This window comes from Aeromonas sp. s2 (assembly GCF_040907935.1).
Lineage (GTDB): Bacteria > Pseudomonadota > Gammaproteobacteria > Enterobacterales > Aeromonadaceae > Aeromonas > Aeromonas dhakensis.
On record NZ_JBFOCR010000005.1, the window covers coordinates 124,537 to 141,407 of the forward strand.

Consider the following 16,871-nt stretch of genomic DNA (forward strand, 5'->3'; position numbering starts at 1 on the left):
CGCGGTTGTGAATGTGGAGCAATTGAGTGTTCTGGATTGGTTCAACAACACTGGTTGGTTTGCCAAGAACGAATCTTTCCTTTTCTGTTATCTCTCACTGTTTAACTTAATCATGTAACCGATCCAGTGGTTTGTGATTGGCACTCTCGTGACGTTCGCTGTTGCCGGTGTGCAGGTATTTGGAGGTGGTATCGATGCTGTCGTGGCCGGCATCGGCCTGCACATGGGACAAGGGCCGGCCGTTGAGGTTGATGTCGTGAGTGATGCCGGTATGGCGAATGGAGTGCGGTGTCAGGTTGCGCATCTCGGCGCCATCCTGGGCAAAGCCATCCTGTTCCGCCAGCGTGGCAGCCGCCTGAATCACGGCCATCACCAGCTCGCGCAGCTGACGGATGCCGAGGTTGGCATTGAGTTCACCTTGTTCACGGCCGTGGGCTGCGGCCTTGTGGCGCACAAACAGTGGCGTCTGTTCATCGGGTACCGGCAGTGGCGAGAGACCGAGAAAGGTCCGGTAGCGTTTGAGGGCCTCCAGCAAGGCATGGGAGACCGCCACGGTGCGGCGCTTGCCACCCTTGCTGCGGGGAATGTAATAGCCCCAGACGCCGGTTTTCCCATCGCGGCGAAACTGCCCCATGACGGGGGTAAAACCTGGCCTTGCCGCCACCTCGGAGATGCGCAGGTAGCAGGCATACATCAGGCTGATCAGAAAGCGGCTGCGCTCGTGCTGCTCCGGTGACTCGGTGGCCAGCCGATCGGCCGCCTGCATCACATAGGACCATTGCAGCTCGCTGAAGGCCTGGCCCTGGTCATCCGGCTCCTGCTGGACGCAGCGCTTCACCCGTTGCAGCAGAAGCGCCGGGTTGCGGTCCATGTACTCTTCCTGGATCAAAAACTGGAAAAAGGCCGACAGAATGGCGAGCTTGGTCTTCATGGCCTGTTCACTGAGGCGGTACGGCAGTTCACGGCCCAGCTCCCGTTTGCCAAGAAAGGGTCGCCACTGGGGATTGGGCAGACGCTCTCCCCACTCCTTGTCGAGCACGAACTGCGCCACGTTGCGATAGGCAATCAGGGCCGCTGGCGGCGACTGACAGTAGTCGAGGTAGCGCATCATGATGCGCCGGGTCAGATCCTTTGGGCTGATGCGCATCTCGCTGAAGCACCAGTGCAAGAACGTGGTCAGCTCACTGCGATAGGTCTTGTAGTTGTTCTCGTTGTTGCGCTGCTCCAGCAGCCAGTCGACGGCGAGCTCGTAGACGATCCCGGCATCGGGTACGTCGGTGAGGCTGAGGTTGGCCAGGTACTGATTGACCTGGGGGTTGCCCGCCTCCAGGTATGCTAAGCCATCGAACAGCGGCATGGCGGGTGGAAGTATGGTCATGGTCTTGCTTGAAATGGTTCTGGCTTGCGGCCTGCTCAAGGGTAATGCCGATAAATGGGGTTATCGGCATCATCGGTGGTGGGGACATTGTCAGGAAACATGGATGCAGTCGCCACGTTGAATCACTGCGAACACATTCTTATCCCATTCAATGAATATGCACTCTTGTCAGAAAATTCTCGGGGTAAATAGTCTGAAAATTGACTGTTAATTCTTTATTTTTTTTGAATAAGAAAGTGTTTGGCCGTGACGGCTCGCCCCTTTTCCCTGTCCTTCCTCACCCTGTTATCCAGACGCCTTGCTACGCAACCCGCTTGAGTGACTTGCCTTTGGGTTCGGTTGCTTCACTCTGGGTTTCCTGGCTCTCTGCCTTGTTGCTCCCCTGCCCCTTTCCACCGCGCAATACGCTCTGCAGTGCGTCCCGCTGTTCGGCCAGATAGAAGGCCAGGCTCTCCTGCTGTTCCAGCTCGAGTGCAATGGGAGCCGCGGCCAGCAGCGTCATCAACTCATCGGCAGTGTCCAGCAGCTTGTCATAGGCGTCAGCCTCTTTCTTGCTGGTAAAGGTCATCTTCTCCACTCCCCCACGAACCACAACATATTTGATCTCAACGGCCATAGTGGCGTCCTCCTTCTGATGGTGAATACAAGTATATGTATGGATATACAGTATTGCAAATAGCCACAGGTAGGTAGGATTTCAACAGAGACTGACCGAGAGCGGGTTGGCCGTCACATTGATGAAAGGGTCATTTGACTTCCATGCCAAACTGGTCGGATGATTGGGTCATGACGATAACAAAGCAATTACTGATCCTGCTGCTGGTTGAGGTGACGCTCCTTGGGAGCATCGCCCACCTTGCCATCGGCCTCTCTTGGGCGCCCTCCATCTTGTTTGTGGTGGTGGCCCTGTTGGGGCTGCGCACCCTGGTAGTATTGCTGACCTGGGGCTTTTCCCGCTTCTATCCGGTGCCTGCCATCGGCTGGCGAGCCTGGCTGCCCATGGTGGGGCGCGAGATAGCGGCCTACCTGCTGACCTTCACCTGGCTGCTGCCGTTCGAGCGCTGGTTGATGCCGCCTGACAAGTTGACCCCCTCTCCCCTGCCCCTGCTGCTGATCCACGGTTATGGCTGCAGTCGCGGCATTTGGCGGGTACAGCGGGCACGGCTGGAGGCCGCCGGCCACACGGTGGCAACCGTCACCCTGACTCCTCCCTTTGGCCATCTCGACGACATGGTGCCGCTGTTGGCCAGGCGTATCGACGAGGTGTTGGTCGCCACCGGCGCATCGCAACTGGTGTTGATCGGTCACAGCATGGGCGGGCTGGTGTGCCGCGACTATCTGGCGGTGGCGGGTGGTGACAAGGTGGCGCAGCTCATCACCCTGGCCACCCCTCATCAGGGCAGCCAGCTCGCCACCCTGGGACTCGGCGACAATGCCCGCGAGATGGAGCCAGGCTCCGGCTGGTTGCAGCGCTTTGCCGCCGTGCCGCTCTGCGTACCCGGCGTCTCGGTGCGCACCAGTCATGACAACTTCGTGCTGCCCCAGTCCCGCCAGCGCCTCGATGGCATGGAGGACGTGGAGCTCGCCGCCCTTGGGCACCTCTCCCTGCTCTACTCCCGCCGCACCACGGCCCTGCTGCTGACCCTGCTCTCCCGCCCGCAGCCGCAAATGAAAAGGGCCTGATTGCTCAGGCCCTTTCCGTTTTTGCTACATCAACTCGTTGTGGTCACCACTAGAAGTGGATCCCCTTGATCAGGGTGGAGACTGCCATCTGATCCGCCGAGGCCTTGGACTCGTTGCCCTCCTTGGGGTCGGAGAAGGTGCGGAAGCTGGTGTTCATGATCACCTGGGCCACCCGCGGTGCCAGGGCATGGATCACCTGGCCAAACACCCCGAGTCGGGTGGCGAGGCGCACGTGCTTGTTGATGATGGTGTCGCACACCAGATCGGCGGCCTCTTCCGGCGTCATCATGGGCACCTGTTCATACACCTTGGTGGGCGCCACCATGGGAGTTTTCACCAGCAGCATGTTGATGATGGAGAAGTTGACCCCCTTGTCGGCAAACTCGGAGGCGGCGGTGCGCACCCAGGCATCCAGCGCCGACTTGGAGGCGACGTAGGCGGAGAAGCGCGGCGCATTGGTCAGCACCCCGATGGAAGAGATGTTGATGATGTGCCCCTTCTTCTTCTCGATCATGGTGGGCAGTACCCCCATGATCACCTTGAGGGTGCCGAAGTAGTTGAGCTGCATGGTGCGCTCCAGATCGTGGAAACGATCGAAGGAGTCTTCGATGGCGCGGCGGATGGAGCGACCGGCGTTGTTGACCAGAATGTCCACGCCGCCATGCTCGGCCACGATCTGGCGGGTGATCGCCTCCCCCTGCGCCAGATCGGCGAGATCACCCTGATAGACCTGCAGGGTCAGGCCCAGTTCGGCAAACTCGGCCTGGGTTTCGGCAATCTTGTGCTCGTCCCGGGCTATGGTCAGCACCCTGGCCCCCGCCTCTGCCAGCTTCTTCGCGGTGGCCTTGCCGATGCCGGAGGTGGCACCGGTGATCAGCACCACCTTGCCCTCGACCCGGCCGCGCAGGGTGCGGTCGATGAACAGATCCGGGTCTAGGTGACGCTCCCAGTAGTCCCACAGGCGCCAGGCATAGCTGTGCAGCGGCGGCACTTCGATGCCGGTCCCCTTCAGCACCCGCTGGGCCTCGCGGTTGTCAAAACGGGTCGGATAGTTGATGAGCCGGAAGATGTCCTTGGGCAGGCCTAGATCGGCGATGGCCGCATCGCGAATGCGTCGCACCGGGGTCAGCGCCATCAGCATGGTCATCAGATGGCGGGGAATGAAGCTGAACAGGGCGGCATTGATGCGAATGGCCGGCTCGGGGGCATGGGCCGCCCGGGAGAAGGTGCTCAGCATGTCGCCGACCCGCATGGGGTGCGAATCGGTCAGGTGGAACGCCTTGTTGTCCTCCCCTTCCTGGTGGGCGATGTGATCGATGGCATCCACCACGAAGTTGACCGGCACCAGGTTGATGCGCCCCCCTTCGACCCCGATGGCGGGCATCCAGGGCGGCAGCATGCGGCGCAGCTTCTGAATGGTCTTGAAGAAGTAATAGGGGCCGTCCACCTTGTCCATCTCGCCGGTATTGGCGTCGCCGACCACGATGCCGGGTCGGTAGATGCGCCAGGGGATGGTGCTCTCCTTGCGCACTATCCCTTCGGCCTCGTGCTTGGTCTGGAAATAGGGCATGTCGAGGTGTTCGGCTTCATCGAACATGTCTTCCCGGAACAGGCCGTCAAACAGGCCGGCCACCGCGATGGAACTGCAGTGATGGAAGCAGCGCACCTTGAGCCGCTCGGCCAGTTGCAGGGCCTGACGGGTGCCCTCGGCATTGACCTGCTGCTGAATGCCCGCCTTGGCGTTGAGATCATAGATGGCGGCGAGATGCAGAAAATGATCGACCTTGCCGATGAGGGGTTCCAGTTCGCCGTTGCCGACGCCGAGCAGCGGGTGGGTCATGTCGCCCACCACGGCAATGGCGCGATCCTCACCAACGCCCCAGTAGGCCAGCAGGTCGGGTACCCGCTCGAGATGGGCTGCCCGCATCAGGAAATGCACCCGACTATTTGGACGCTGCAGCAATTTTTTAATCAGCCGGCGGCCGATGAAGCCGCTGCCACCTGTGATGAAATAATCCATGGTATTTATATCCCTTACTGATTTGGCTGTTAGTTGCTGTTAGATATATCACGCTTTTACTGAAAATATTCATTCGAATATCATTCTTCGTGACCCAGTCCAAAATTACCAGGGTTGCCTGTTCCGTTATTAGGTAGAACCCTCTATTTTTTCTCCCTAGACTGAGGATGAAAGTTAAGTAATGCCACAACGAATATACCAAGGTTGTTGTCATTACCATCATCTATATCACGAGTAAGGAGACTGTCATGGCCAAAAAATTGAAAGCACTGGCAAGTTCGGTGACCGACAACCACCTCACTTCCACCATCAAAGAGTCCACCCAGCAGATCTGGCTGGCTGGCCTGGGTGCCTATGCCAAGGCGCAAGAGGAAGGCGGCAAGATCTTTGAAGCCCTGGTTCAGGAAGGGGAAGCCTTGCAAACCCGTACCCGTCAGAGCGCCGATGAGAAGATCGCGGCCATGACCGACAAGACCGCCGGTACTTGGGGCCGTCTGGAGCAGGTATTTGAGGATCGCGTGGCCCGTGCCGTCGCCAGCCTCGGCATCCCGACCCGCAAGGACATCGACAAGCTCTCCAAACGGATGGCCGAGCTGACCGAAGTGGTGCAGCAGCTGATCGATGCCCAGGACGACACTACCCCGGCTGACGAGGCCAAGCCTGCTGCCGCAGCGGCCAAGAAGCCGGTTGTTGCCAAGAAGCCGCCGGTCAAGAAAGCCGCCCCCGCCCCCGTCGCCAAAGTGAAGGAAGAGGTCAAGGAGCTGGCAACGGAAGTAGAGAACGTGGCCAAGGAGATCAAGGAGAAGGGCGAAACCGCACTCTTCTGATCCTGACCGGCTTGTTCTGACTGATGATCCACCGGCCCATGCCCTCTGCTGGGCCGGTTTTGCGTGATAAGGGAGGCAAATCATGAGCACGATTGCGGTTGCCCTCGCCGGGGGGGGACCTCTGGGGGGAATCTACGAGATCGGTGCCTGCGCCGCCCTGGCCGACAGCATCAAGGGAGTGCGTTTCGAGCAGGCTGACATCTATGTGGGGGTGAGTTCGGGGGCGGTGATCGCCTCGGCGCTGGCCAACGGCATCTCCCCCGACAAGCTGGTGCGGATCCTGCTGAGCGACGACAGTGGCGAGTTCTTCGACCCCTCTACCCTGCTGCGCCCCGCCTTCGGGGAGTATGTTGAGCGGCTCACCTCGCTGCCGCCGCTGGCGCTGGCGTGTCTGGCCGACTACCTCTCCTCCCCCTGGAACAAGAGCCTGCTCGGCTCACTGCAGGGGCTGTCCAAAGCGATCCCCACCGGCATGTTCGACAGCCGCGGGGTGGATCGGATCCTGACCCAGTTCTTCTCGCGCCCCGGTCGCAGCAACGATTTTCGCGAGCTGGCCAGCCGGCTGTTCGTCATCGCCACCGAACTCGACACTGGTCGGGCGGTGGCCTTCGGCAGTCCGGGGCTCGACCAGGTGCCCATCTCCGCCGCGGTGCAGGCCTCCGCCGCCTTGCCTGGCCTGTTCCCGCCCTCCCTCATCGATGGCCGCTACTACGTGGACGGCGCGCTCATCAAGACGCTGCACGCCTCGGTGGCGCTGCAGGAGGGGGCCGATCTGGTGTTCTGCATCAACCCGCTGGTGCCCTTTGATGCTGGCCTGGCCAGCGAGCGCCCCGCCAAGCTGGTGGATAGCGGTCTGCCTGTGGTGCTGGCCCAGACGTTTCGCGCCATTATCCACTCGCGCATGCACGTGGGGATGGATCGCTACAAACACCAGTACCCAGATGCGGATGCCCTGCTGTTCGAGCCCTCCCCGGCCGATGGTGAGATGTTCTTCACCAATGTGTTCAGTTATCGGGACCGGCGCCATCTGTGCGAGCACGCCTTCCAGCATACCCGCCGGGATCTGTGGCAGCGGCGGGCCGAGCTTGGTCCCATCCTCGCCAGACACGGGCTGGAGCTGGATCTTGACGCGCTGGCCGATGAGCAGCGCTCCCTGCTGACCCCGGGCATCGGCGCGGTGGCGGCGCTGGATGCCTCACTGACCAAGTTGCAGCACTGGCTGACCCGTCGCTATGGCGACAAGGGCCGGCGTCAACCGAAGGAGTAGCATGGATCGCAAACCCAAGCGGCGTACCAGGGATCGCATCCTGGCCACCGCCCTCGCCCAGTTCAACCTGCTGGGCGAGCCGACCGTCACCACCACCGCCATCGCGGCCGAGCTGGAGATGAGCCCGGGCAACCTCTATTACCACTTTCACAACAAGGAGGAGATAGTCAACGCTCTGTTCGGCGAGTTCGAACAGGAGATGGCCCACCTGCTCGACACCATTACCCCGCCGTTGAACGAGGCAGAGGACATCTGGTTCTTCTTGCACCTGATGTTCGAACTCATCTGGAAGTACCGCTTTTTCTATTACGACATCAGCACCCTGATGAACGGCAACCACAAGGTGGAGCTGCGCTTTTCGGCCCTGCTGCGGCGCAAGGAGCTGACCGCCGCCGCCATCTGTCACCACCTCTGGCGCAGCGGTCTGCTAGAAGGCGACGAAGCGCAGGTGACGGCGCTGGCCGCCAACATCGCACTGGTGGGGACCTTCTGGATCTCCTATCAGCGAGCGCTGCATCCGCGGGCCGATGCCGACATCGCCCTCGGCGTTGTTCAGGTGATGGAGCTGGTGGCCCCCAGGCTGCGAGCCGATGCCCGCGCAGCGCTCGATGCCATCGCCAGCCATTATCGTCCCGCCACCGTGGCGGGTTGACCGAACCGTGTTTTTTGATTGTGTTTTTAACAGGGAGAATCATATGACCACTTCACAGCCCAACTTCGATTTCACCCCCTTCCCCTGGCCGGAGGCCACCTATGACTATGCCGGGGAGCGCCTTGAGCAGCACTGGGAGCGGCTGCACCAGGGGGATGCCGAGCCCTGGCCCGAAGATGAACAGGTACAGGAGGCATGGCGCGCCTATCACGCCGGTGATTTCGCCCGGGCCGTCAGCCTGGGGCTGGCCGCCGGCGAGGATGGCCTCAACGTGGCGAACAAGGCGCTGGTGATCCACGCCAGCTACCTGCTGGATGACAAGTATGCCAAGCGCGAAGCGTTCGAGCTGGCCGCCAGCAACGCCGAGAGGCTGCAAAAACGTCAGCCAGACAACGTCAACGCCTGGTACTTCCACGCCCTGGCGCTGGGTCGCTACAGCCAGGTGATCTCGGTCTCCAAGGCACTCTCCATCGGCATAGGTGACAAGATCAAGAGCAGCCTGGAGCAGGCGCTGGCGCTGGAGCCTGACCACGGGGAAGCCCATATCGCCTTCGGTGCCTGGCATGCGGAGATCATCGACAAGCTGGGCGCCATGATCGGCGGCATCACCTACGGCGCCAAGAAGGATGAGTCCGAGCGTCACTTCAAGGCGGCGCTGGCCATCATCCCCCACTCCGCCATTGCCCGCATGGAGTACGCCAACGCCATGGTGATGATGCACGGCAAGAGCAAGATGGCGGCGGCCGAGGCACTCTATGGCGAGGCTGCCGAGTGCGAGCCGTTGGATGCCATGGAGCGGCTCGACGTGGAAGCCGCCCGTGAGGAGCTGGAGGAGGAGTAATTCGCCAGACTCATAAAACAAGAGGCCAACCCCCGGGTTGGCCTCTTGCTTTTGAAACGCGGCGGATCAGCCGTGCAGCAGCTGATCCAGCATGGCGGGGTCGCAGAGCAGATCCGGCTCCATCAGCACCAGCAGCAACAACTGCTCAAACTCCACCGCGAAGCGCTCGACGATGAGGTCGGGGTCCGGCACCCGTTTCTTGTCGGTGATCAGGCCCACCTGCACCTTGTTGTCATAGGAGAGGATGGAGACGCCGACCGCAATGTCGCCGGCCTGGGGCACCCAGAACAGCGGCTGGCGCAACCTGGCGCCGGCCAGATAGAGGGTCTGCTGCGGGCCAGGCACGTTGGTGATGACGGCGCTGGCCTTGGCGGAGAGGATGTCGATGGCCTGTTGCTGCACCGCCTTGGGGGCCATGCCCATCACTTCCAGCAGGTTGAGCACCACTGCCGGTTGCAGGGAGGATTTGAGCGCCTGCATCCGATCCCGCACCGCATAGAGGCGTTGCAGCGGATGTTCGATGTTGAGGGGCAGATCCAGGGCCACCAGCCCGAAGCGGTTGCCAAGGGCCCCCTTGTCGTCCGGGGCGCGCATGTTGACCGGCACCAGGGCCCGGATGTCGACGTCGGCTTCGTCGCCCTTCTCCAGCAGATAGTGGCGAAAGGCCCCGGCGGTGGCGGCGATCAGCAGGTCGTTGACCGAGCAGCCGAGCACCCGCCCCACCGCCTTCACATCCGGCAGCGGGATCTGTTCTGACCAGGCGACCCGCTTGGTGCAGCCGGTCTCTCCCCTGAGCCGGGTATCGGCATCATCGGAGAGGGTGGCGATGGTGTAGAGCTCGGCGGTCACGTCCCGGCTGGTCTTGAGGTAGTCCATCGCCTTGGTGGGGTGGGTCAGCACCTCGACGTATTTGGACCAGAGGGTGCCGGTCAGCTTGAGGCCGGCCCGCAGCAGGCGACTGCCCTGCTGATCGTGCTCTTCGTCGCCGTCGTCGTTGGCCACCGGCTCGGGCTGCGGTCTGGGAGCGGCAACCGGGCTCTCGTCCATCATGGTGAGCATGGCCCGCACCAGGGAGAAGCCGTCCCCCATGGCGTGATGAAAGCGCACCACCAGCGCCTGACCGCCGAGGGAGGTGTCTACCAGGTGCATCTCCCAGAGCGGACGCTGGTGGTTGAGGGGGGTGGAGGCAAAGTCGGCCACCAGCCGCTCCAGCTCTGCCTTGCCGGCCTTGCCCGGCAGGATCACCCGCTTGAGGTGCAGGTCGAGATCGAAGTCGGGGTCGGTACGCCAGTAGTACTCCCCCCCTTCCAGGCAGGCTTTCTGTGCGAAGCGTGGCTGTACCCGTACGGTGTGCAGCAGGCTCTCGCGCAATCTGGTTTCATCCAGCTGACCGTCGAACATCAGCACGCCGACGATCTGCATCAAGTTGTTGGGTCTGTCCATCCGCAGCCAGGCGGTATCGACACAGGAGATGAGTTCACACACAGACATGTATTATCCCTATTGTTTCGCATTATTTGTGCCACATTTCGTTCTGGACGTCGGCGACCAGAACGGAAGCAACAAACTATGTTTTATTATGTTGGTGAAACTGCACGGCGATTAATTAACGCCAGCCATCCATGACAAAGACAGAGGCTCTTATTGCCCCGTGAAAATTAAAAATACGACTTGTGATATGCCGCCTGAATAATAATCTCCAGGTCGGCTGTTTCGTCAAAAGAATATAAAGCGCGCTATTTCACCATTATTTATTGCGCTGGATCAGTCTTTATTGGATTGGTTATCGCCGCGTGGGACAAGGCAGGCGCTGATCGACATATTCGAGGATCTCCTGCTCCAGTACGCTGCGTACCGGTAACAGCATCAGGCCGAGGCGCACTTCCAGCGACAGGGTATCCTCGGTGAGGCAGAGGGAGCCATTGACCCCGGCGCCGCGAAACAGCAAGCGGGTCTCCTCCTCGTCTTCCCACTCGCAGTCGAGTTCGTACTCTTCGCTCATGTCCTGGGCGATGGCTTCGGCGGCGAGCCGAGCGCCGGCGAGGCCGAGCGGGTGTTGACGGCTGACCTGGATGGTCGACAGGTTGCTGCCGGTAAGGGGATCGTATAGAAACATGCTAACTCTCTGAGCGGTGACGACATTTACTGATATTAAACACATGAATCAAACAAGTGAAAGTGATTTGCAACATATTTGGGACTCACTTAACAAAGGCTGTCGAGTAAAAGCTCCATCGATTCCGCCTGGGTTGCCGCCGCGTTACACTGGGCTGGCGACTCGTGACGAGTGACTCCCGCCCCTCGCCGGTCGTCCGTTTTATCCGTCACAGGCCATGGGATACACCAGAGAACACAGGTCAAGAGAGCAGCAGATGACCCAAGAGAAACAACCATCCGATGACCACCACCTGGATGAAGAGAACACCCTGGGGCGACTCTACCGTCAGCTCAACCAGGTGGCCGCCTTGCGCGAGCAGATGCGCACCCACCCGCAGGATCAGCAAGACAGGGACGCATTGCGCCAATGGCAGGCCGACCGGCTGGGGCGCACCCACCGCGATCTGCTGGAGAGCAAGCGCTACGGCCCGGCTGCGCAGTTTTTCCTGACCGACCTCTACGGGCCGGGGGATTGTGCCCGCCGCGATGCGGACGTGATGCGGGTGATGCCGACTGCCGAGCGGCTGTTGCCGGAGTCCGGCCTCAAGGTGCTGGCGCAGGCCATTGAACTCGACGCCCTCTCCGAGGAGCTCGATTACCTGATGGTGGTGGCGCTGCGTCGTAGCGGCAGCATGGCGCGATTGAACGCCAAGGCCTATGCCCTCGCCTATCAGGAGGTGGGTGAAGAAGCGCGCCGCCGTCATCAGTTGCAACTGGTCAACGAGCTGGGGATGACCCTGGACCGGCTGGCCAGAAAACCGCTGCTCGGGGCGACCTTGAAGCTGATATCGGGGCCGGCCCATCTGGCGGGGTTGGGCGAGCTATTCTCCTTTGTCGAGCGGGGTTACCGGGTCTGTCACCACATGGGGCGGGCCAGCGAGTTTCTCGAGACCATCGCCAGCCGCGAGACGGCGATCATGCAGGCATTGCTGGCGGGCGATGACACAGTGCTGGATTGACCTTGAGAGTCATGCAGGCACACATGCAGTCAAACATGACAAAGCGGGCCGAATGGCCCGCTTTTCGTTTATCGCTGGACAGGAGTGCGGTCAGATCACCAGCAGATCCATGAAGGCGTGCACCGGGGTGGCGGCCAGTTGCTTGCCATCCTGGCAGAGGGCCAGGATCGCCTCGGCCCGTCTGGCCGGGAAGCGGGTGGCCAGGTTGTGGCGGAACTTCTCTACCAGCAGCGGGATCCCCTCCTCGCGGCGGCGACGATGGCCGACCGGGTACTCCACCTCCACCTTGGCGGTATGGGTGCCGTCCTTGAAGAAGATCTGGATGGCGTTGGCAATGGATCGCTTGTCCGCTTCCAGATACTCGCGGCTGTAGCGCTTGTCCTCCTGCACCACCATCTTGGCGCGCAGTCCATCGATGCGGGGATCGGCAGCCACGGCGTCCTCGTAATCCTCGGCGATGAGGCGTCCGAAGATGAGCGGCACCGCTACCATGTACTGCAGGCAGTGATCCCGGTCTGCCGGGTTGTTGAGGGCGCCCACCTTGCTGATGATGCGAATGGCCGACTCATGGGTGGTGAGTTCGATGCGGTCAATTTCGTCGAGGCGTCCCTTCACCTGTTCATGCAGCTTCATGGCGCACTCTACCGCGGTCTGGGCGTGGAACTCGGCAGGGTAAGAGATCTTGAACAGCACGTTCTCCATCACATAGCTGCCGTAGCTCTGATGCAGGGCGAACTGGTTGCCCTTGAACAGCACGTCGTAGAAGCCCCACTTGGGAGCCGTCAGAGCGCCTGGATAGCCCATCTCGCCGCTCATGGTGATAAGGGCGAGGCGCACTGCGCGGGAGGTGGCATCCCCCGCCGCCCAGCTCTTGCGAGAACCGGCATTGGGTGCATGACGGTAGGTACGCAGGCTCTGGCCATCGACCCAGGCCTGGGAGACCGCATCGATCACCTGATCGCGGCTGCCCCCCAGCATGTGGGTCACCACGGCGGTACTGGCAACCTTCACCAACACCACGTGATCGAGACCGACCCGGTTGAAGGAGTTCTCCAGCGCCAGTACCCCCTGGATCTCGTGGGCCTTCACCATGGCCGTCAACACATCGCTCATGGTGAGCGGCGCCTTGCCTTCTGCCACCCGGGTACGGGAGAGCCAGTCGGCGGTGGCGAGGATCCCCCCCAGGTTGTCGGAGGGGTGACCCCACTCGGCGGCCAGCCAGGTGTCGTTGTAATCGAGCCAGCGGATGATGGCACCGATATCCCAGGCGGCCTTGACCGGATCGAGACAGAGCTGGGTACCGGGCACCCGGGCACCATGGGGTACCAGGGTACCGGGCACGATGGGACCAAGGTGCTTGGTGCACTCGGGAAAACGCAGGGCCAAGAGGCCACAACCCAGGGTATCCATCAGGCAGTAACGGGCGGTATCGAGGGCGGCCTGGCTGGTAATGGGGTGATTGCAGACGTAATCGGCAATATCGACCAGCACCTGATCGGGGTCTGGTCTGTGGTTGACGTCGACGTTGGCGGACATCGTGACTTCCTTATCGTTGTAGTGAATGAAACGGGGTGATGAAACGGCGCCCTGCCCGACCGCCTGCGCACATCGACCCCGCTGTTGCCGGTGTCGGGTGACGCAATGGGGTAACAGGGCCGCCCATGGTTATCGCTGCTGCAGCGAGACGAAATGCCGGGGCGCCGGGCCGACGTAATCGGCGCTCGGGCGGATGATCCGGTTGTGCTCGCGCTGCTCCATCACGTGGGCGCACCAGCCGGTGACCCGCGAGCAGACGAAGATGGGGGTGAACAGCTTGGTCGGGATCCCCATGTAGTGGTAGGCGCTGGCGTGGAAGAAGTCGGCGTTCGGGAAGAGCTCTTTCTCCTCCCACATCACCTTCTCCGCCTCGCAGGAGACGCGATAGAGCCGGTCATCGCCCACCGCCTCGGCCAGCTTGGCCGACCACCCCTTGATGATGACGTTGCGCGGATCCGAGGTGCGATAGACGGCGTGGCCAAAGCCCATGATCTTCTCCTTGGCTGCCAGTTTGGCTTGCAGCTCGCACCGTGCCTGGGCCTCATCCTGCCAGGGCTCGATCATCGCCATGGCGGCCTCGTTGGCGCCGCCGTGCAGCGGGCCGCGCAGGGTGCCGATGGCCGCGGTGACGCAGGAGAACATGTCCGAGAGCGTCGAGGCGCAGACCCGCGCCGCAAAGGTGGAGGCGTTGAACTCATGCTCGGCGTAGAGAATGAGGGAGACGTGCATCACCCGGCGCTCCAGCTCGCTCGGTGCCTTCTGGTGCAGCAGTGCCAGGAAGTGGCCGCCGATGCACTCTTCGTCGGTGTCGAGGGCGATGCGCACCCCGTCGTGGCTGAACTTGTACCAGTAAAGGAGAATGCCTGGGAAGGCAGCCAGCAGCCGATCCGCCACTTCATGCTCGTGCTCGAAGCCGTCCTCCGGCTCCAGATCGCCGAGCATGGAGCAGCCGGTGCGCAGCACATCCATGGGGTGGGCGTCGGCTGGAATGCGCTCGAGCACCTCCAGCAAGGCGGCAGGCAGGGTGCGCAGGCTGCGCAGGGTCCGCTTGTAATCCTCGAGCTGCTGCTCGTCCGGCAGCTCGCCCTTGAGCAGCAGGTAGGCGACCTCTTCGAACTGGGCGCCGTCGGCCAGCTCCTGGATGTCATAGCCGCGATAGGTGAGCCCGGTGCCGCTCTTGCCCACGGTGCAGATGCTGGTCTCCCCCGCGCTCTGGCCACGCAGGCCGGCGCCACCCAACGGTTTTTGCTGTCCCATTGCCTTTCCTCCTAGTCCCTGGATGTAAACAGACGGTCCAGCGTCTGCTCGTAGTGGTGATAACCGAGGAAATCGTAGAGTGACTCCCGGGTCTGCATGGTGTCGACGACGGCCCGCTGATGGCCATCCTGGCGAATGTGCTGATAGACGTTGAGGGCCGCCTGGTTGGCTGCCCGGCTGGCGCTCAAGGGATAGAGCACCATGTCAACGCCGTGGGCGGCAAGCGCCTCCTTGTCGAATAGCTCGGTTTTGCCGAATTCGGTCATGTTGGCGAGAATGGGGACCCCGGCCGCCTGCTTGAACAGGTCATACTGGCCGAGCTCGGTCACCGCCTCGGCGAAGATCATGTCGGCACCGGCGGCCACATAGGCGGCTGCGCGCTCCAGCGCCGGGCCAGTCCCCTCCACCGCCAGCGCGTCGGTGCGGGCCATGATGACGAACTCGTCGTTCTCCCTGGCATCCACCGCCGCCTTGATGCGATCACACATCTCCTCCTGCGAGACCACCGCCTTGTTGGGCCGGTGGCCACAGCGCTTCTGGGCTACCTGATCTTCCATGTGCACGGCAGCTACTCCGGCCCGCTCGAAGGCGCGCACGGTGCGGGCTATGTTGAAGGCCCCGCCCCAGCCGGTATCGATGTCGACCAAAAGCGGCACACGAGTCGCCGCCGTGATGCGTTCGGCGTCGGTCAAGACGTCGTTCAGGCTGGTCATGCCAAGATCCGGCAGGCCATAGGAGGCGTTGGCCACGCCGGCGCCCGAGAGATAAATGGCCTGAAAACCGCTGCGCTCAGCCATCAGCGCCATGTAGGCATTGATGGTGCCGACGATCTGCAGGGGGCGTTCATTGGCGAGGGCGGTGCGAAAGCGCAGACCTGCCGAGGGGGTAAGGCTGGACATCATGACTCCTTTCACTTGTCTGGTCTGACTATCTAATATCACGTTTACGTTAACGTCAATCATACTTTCGTGGCAGACCCCTGCCAGGCAAGACAGGACGTGGCTTTTAGGGTAAATTTCACCAATTCCTTCAACAGGTTGAATCGTAATGTCGGATCCCAATCCCGTGATCGTCTGCCCGGCTTGCGACTTGCTGATCGAACGCAAGTTATTGCCGCTTGGGCGCCACGCCCACTGCCCCCGCTGTCATCAACATCTGTACGGGCGCTACGCATTTCGCCCCTCCCAGCTGATGGCGCTGACCATCACCGGTTTCCTGTTGCTCCCGTCCGCCTTCTTCGAGCCGCTGATCTACCTGCGCCTGGCTGGCGTCAATTCGGACGCCAACCTGCTCAAGGGGATCCTGGTGCTGCTGCTCGAACACGAGATCTGGGTGGCGGGGCTGGTGTTCTGGTGCGCCGTACTGGCGCCGGTGGGCTTGCTGCTCGGGATCTTTACGCTGGCCTCGGGCCTTGCCAAACGCTGGCACATACTGGCGCCGACCCTGAAAGCGGTGGAGGTGTTTCGCCACTGGGCCATGCTGGAGGTCTACATCGTCAGCCTGCTGGTCGCCCTGTTCAAGCTGGTCGACATCGCCGATGTGCGTCTCGGCGGCGGCCTGCTCAGCCTGGGGATCCTGATGCTGCTCAACCTGACGTTGCTGATCCTGTTTGACCCCGCCCCCTATTGGGAGCGGGTACCGCTGGAGGAGCCGGACCATGTCCCAGACCAGCGCCCGTGAACTGGGGCTCTGCCGCTGCCACACCTGCGGCCTGCTGGTGCGCTATCAGGCGGGTAGCGTCTGCCCCCGCTGCCACAGCCGGCTGCAAGTGCGCATTCCCCACTCCCTGGCCTGGTCCTGGGGGTTGCTGGCGCTGGCCAGCTTCATGCTGCTGCCCGCCAACCTGCTGCCCATCACCCACTTCTACAACAAGGGGTTGTTGCAGTCCGACACCATCTTCAGCGGTATCATGATGCTCTATCGCAGCAAGATGTCGGGGATTGCCACCATAGTTCTCACCGCCAGCATCATAGTGCCGGTGGGCAAGATTTTGGGGCTGGGCTGGATCTGCTGGCAACTGCAGCGCAGCAAGCCGGTGCGGCGCAAACGCCAGCTCATCATGTACCGCATCATCGATTTCATCGGGCGCTGGTCCATGCTGGATCTGTTCGTCATCTCGCTGATGGTGGCCCTGGTGGATCGCGGGGTGCTGCTCAACGTGCGGGCCGGCCCCGGCGCCACCGCCTTTGCCGGTGTGGTGGTGCTGACCATGATGTCGGCCCGCATGCTGGACACGCGCCTGCTGTGGGACAAGGCGGCACGCTAGGGACCACCATCGCATATGCCTGAAACTG

General features: G+C 61.8%; 16 protein-coding genes. 8 read left to right on the forward strand and 8 right to left on the reverse strand.

The window, feature by feature from the left end:
• Positions 1-106 precede the first annotated feature (106 nt).
• Positions 107-1,357 carry a site-specific integrase gene (locus AB5Y81_RS02080; RefSeq protein WP_026141275.1) on the reverse strand — a complete coding sequence of 417 codons (1,251 nt, stop codon included), beginning with the start codon at positions 1,355-1,357 and terminating at the stop codon, positions 107-109.
• Between the two features lie 322 nt (positions 1,358-1,679).
• The gene (locus tag AB5Y81_RS02085; protein ID WP_017779038.1) at positions 1,680-1,994 is read right to left on the reverse strand and encodes a YebG family protein; all 315 of its coding nucleotides are present in this window, start codon (positions 1,992-1,994) and stop codon (positions 1,680-1,682) included.
• A 170-nt stretch (positions 1,995-2,164) separates the two neighbouring features.
• Between AB5Y81_RS02085 and AB5Y81_RS02090 the strand changes: the two genes are divergently transcribed.
• A complete protein-coding gene (locus AB5Y81_RS02090; protein ID WP_042051819.1) occupies positions 2,165-3,061 on the forward strand; it encodes a triacylglycerol lipase in 897 nt (298 codons plus the stop codon).
• A gap of 49 nt (positions 3,062-3,110) precedes the next feature.
• Here the strand turns inward: AB5Y81_RS02090 and AB5Y81_RS02095 are convergent, their stop codons facing one another.
• The gene (locus AB5Y81_RS02095) at positions 3,111-5,081 is read right to left on the reverse strand and encodes an SDR family oxidoreductase (protein WP_279484359.1); all 1,971 of its coding nucleotides are present in this window, start codon (positions 5,079-5,081) and stop codon (positions 3,111-3,113) included.
• A 248-nt stretch (positions 5,082-5,329) separates the two neighbouring features.
• On the opposite strand from AB5Y81_RS02095, the gene AB5Y81_RS02100 reads away from it, so the two are divergent.
• From AB5Y81_RS02100 to AB5Y81_RS02115, 4 genes are all read left to right on the forward strand, one after another.
• On the forward strand, positions 5,330-5,908 hold the full coding sequence (locus AB5Y81_RS02100) for a phasin family protein (RefSeq protein ID WP_279484358.1): 579 nt from the start codon (positions 5,330-5,332) through the stop codon (positions 5,906-5,908).
• Between the two features lie 82 nt (positions 5,909-5,990).
• Positions 5,991-7,175, forward strand: coding sequence for a patatin-like phospholipase family protein (locus AB5Y81_RS02105; protein WP_279484357.1), 1,185 nt, complete (start codon positions 5,991-5,993; stop codon positions 7,173-7,175).
• A gap of 1 nt (position 7,176) precedes the next feature.
• On the forward strand, positions 7,177-7,827 hold the full coding sequence (locus AB5Y81_RS02110; protein ID WP_065017611.1) for a TetR/AcrR family transcriptional regulator: 651 nt from the start codon (positions 7,177-7,179) through the stop codon (positions 7,825-7,827).
• Between the two features lie 43 nt (positions 7,828-7,870).
• Complete coding sequence (locus tag AB5Y81_RS02115) at positions 7,871-8,668, forward strand: hypothetical protein (RefSeq protein WP_042051813.1); 798 nt, start codon at positions 7,871-7,873, stop codon at positions 8,666-8,668.
• Positions 8,669-8,734: 66 nt separating this feature from the next.
• On the opposite strand, the gene AB5Y81_RS02120 is transcribed toward AB5Y81_RS02115, so the two are convergent.
• Together AB5Y81_RS02120 and AB5Y81_RS02125 are read right to left on the reverse strand one after the other, a co-directional pair.
• Positions 8,735-10,159: a wax ester/triacylglycerol synthase family O-acyltransferase gene (locus tag AB5Y81_RS02120; RefSeq protein ID WP_095592766.1), complete on the reverse strand. Its 1,425-nt coding sequence runs from the start codon at positions 10,157-10,159 to the stop codon at positions 8,735-8,737.
• 292 nt (positions 10,160-10,451) lie between these two features.
• Positions 10,452-10,829, reverse strand: a complete 378-nt coding sequence (locus tag AB5Y81_RS02125; protein WP_279484356.1) for a polyhydroxyalkanoic acid system family protein — start codon at positions 10,827-10,829, stop codon at positions 10,452-10,454.
• A 211-nt stretch (positions 10,830-11,040) separates the two neighbouring features.
• Here AB5Y81_RS02125 and AB5Y81_RS02130 point away from each other — a divergent pair, with 211 nt between their 5' ends.
• Entirely contained in the window at positions 11,041-11,784 is a 744-nt protein-coding gene (locus AB5Y81_RS02130; RefSeq protein WP_279484355.1) for a hypothetical protein, read from the forward strand.
• A 90-nt stretch (positions 11,785-11,874) separates the two neighbouring features.
• Here the strand turns inward: AB5Y81_RS02130 and AB5Y81_RS02135 are convergent, their stop codons facing one another.
• The 3 genes from AB5Y81_RS02135 to prpB all read right to left on the reverse strand — a co-directional run bounded on the left by AB5Y81_RS02135 (position 11,875) and on the right by prpB (position 15,476).
• On the reverse strand, positions 11,875-13,320 hold the full coding sequence (locus AB5Y81_RS02135) for a bifunctional 2-methylcitrate dehydratase/aconitate hydratase (RefSeq protein ID WP_123246134.1): 1,446 nt from the start codon (positions 13,318-13,320) through the stop codon (positions 11,875-11,877).
• 129 nt (positions 13,321-13,449) lie between these two features.
• Positions 13,450-14,577: a 2-methylcitrate synthase gene (gene prpC / locus AB5Y81_RS02140; RefSeq protein ID WP_279484354.1), complete on the reverse strand. Its 1,128-nt coding sequence runs from the start codon at positions 14,575-14,577 to the stop codon at positions 13,450-13,452.
• An 11-nt stretch (positions 14,578-14,588) separates the two neighbouring features.
• Positions 14,589-15,476 carry a methylisocitrate lyase gene (gene prpB / locus AB5Y81_RS02145; RefSeq protein WP_279484353.1) on the reverse strand — a complete coding sequence of 296 codons (888 nt, stop codon included), beginning with the start codon at positions 15,474-15,476 and terminating at the stop codon, positions 14,589-14,591.
• A 148-nt stretch (positions 15,477-15,624) separates the two neighbouring features.
• Here prpB and AB5Y81_RS02150 point away from each other — a divergent pair, with 148 nt between their 5' ends.
• Positions 15,625-16,257, forward strand: coding sequence for a paraquat-inducible protein A (locus AB5Y81_RS02150; protein ID WP_279484352.1), 633 nt, complete (start codon positions 15,625-15,627; stop codon positions 16,255-16,257).
• The gene (locus AB5Y81_RS02155; RefSeq protein ID WP_010633988.1) at positions 16,235-16,843 is read left to right on the forward strand and encodes a paraquat-inducible protein A; all 609 of its coding nucleotides are present in this window, start codon (positions 16,235-16,237) and stop codon (positions 16,841-16,843) included. The genes AB5Y81_RS02150 and AB5Y81_RS02155 overlap by 23 nt, the downstream gene beginning before the upstream one ends.
• Positions 16,844-16,871: the final 28 nt, after the last annotated feature.

Coding starts and splice junctions, on each gene's coding strand:
- AB5Y81_RS02085 (WP_017779038.1), bottom strand. CDS start 1,994: ATGGCCGTTGAGATCAAATATGTTGTGGTTCGTGGGGGAGTGGAGAAG.
- AB5Y81_RS02125 (WP_279484356.1), bottom strand. CDS start 10,829: ATGTGTTTAATATCAGTAAATGTCGTCACCGCTCAGAGAGTTAGCATG.
- AB5Y81_RS02080 (WP_026141275.1), bottom strand. CDS start 1,357: ATGCCGCTGTTCGATGGCTTAGCATACCTGGAGGCGGGCAACCCCCAG.
- prpC (WP_279484354.1), bottom strand. CDS start 14,577: ATGGGACAGCAAAAACCGTTGGGTGGCGCCGGCCTGCGTGGCCAGAGC.
- AB5Y81_RS02155 (WP_010633988.1), top strand. CDS start 16,235: ATGTCCCAGACCAGCGCCCGTGAACTGGGGCTCTGCCGCTGCCACACC.
- AB5Y81_RS02120 (WP_095592766.1), bottom strand. CDS start 10,159: ATGTCTGTGTGTGAACTCATCTCCTGTGTCGATACCGCCTGGCTGCGG.
- AB5Y81_RS02130 (WP_279484355.1), top strand. CDS start 11,041: ATGACCCAAGAGAAACAACCATCCGATGACCACCACCTGGATGAAGAG.
- AB5Y81_RS02135 (WP_123246134.1), bottom strand. CDS start 13,320: ATGTCCGCCAACGTCGACGTCAACCACAGACCAGACCCCGATCAGGTG.
- AB5Y81_RS02150 (WP_279484352.1), top strand. CDS start 15,625: ATGTCGGATCCCAATCCCGTGATCGTCTGCCCGGCTTGCGACTTGCTG.
- AB5Y81_RS02100 (WP_279484358.1), top strand. CDS start 5,330: ATGGCCAAAAAATTGAAAGCACTGGCAAGTTCGGTGACCGACAACCAC.
- AB5Y81_RS02110 (WP_065017611.1), top strand. CDS start 7,177: ATGGATCGCAAACCCAAGCGGCGTACCAGGGATCGCATCCTGGCCACC.
- AB5Y81_RS02105 (WP_279484357.1), top strand. CDS start 5,991: ATGAGCACGATTGCGGTTGCCCTCGCCGGGGGGGGACCTCTGGGGGGA.
- AB5Y81_RS02090 (WP_042051819.1), top strand. CDS start 2,165: ATGACGATAACAAAGCAATTACTGATCCTGCTGCTGGTTGAGGTGACG.
- prpB (WP_279484353.1), bottom strand. CDS start 15,476: ATGTCCAGCCTTACCCCCTCGGCAGGTCTGCGCTTTCGCACCGCCCTC.
- AB5Y81_RS02095 (WP_279484359.1), bottom strand. CDS start 5,081: ATGGATTATTTCATCACAGGTGGCAGCGGCTTCATCGGCCGCCGGCTG.
- AB5Y81_RS02115 (WP_042051813.1), top strand. CDS start 7,871: ATGACCACTTCACAGCCCAACTTCGATTTCACCCCCTTCCCCTGGCCG.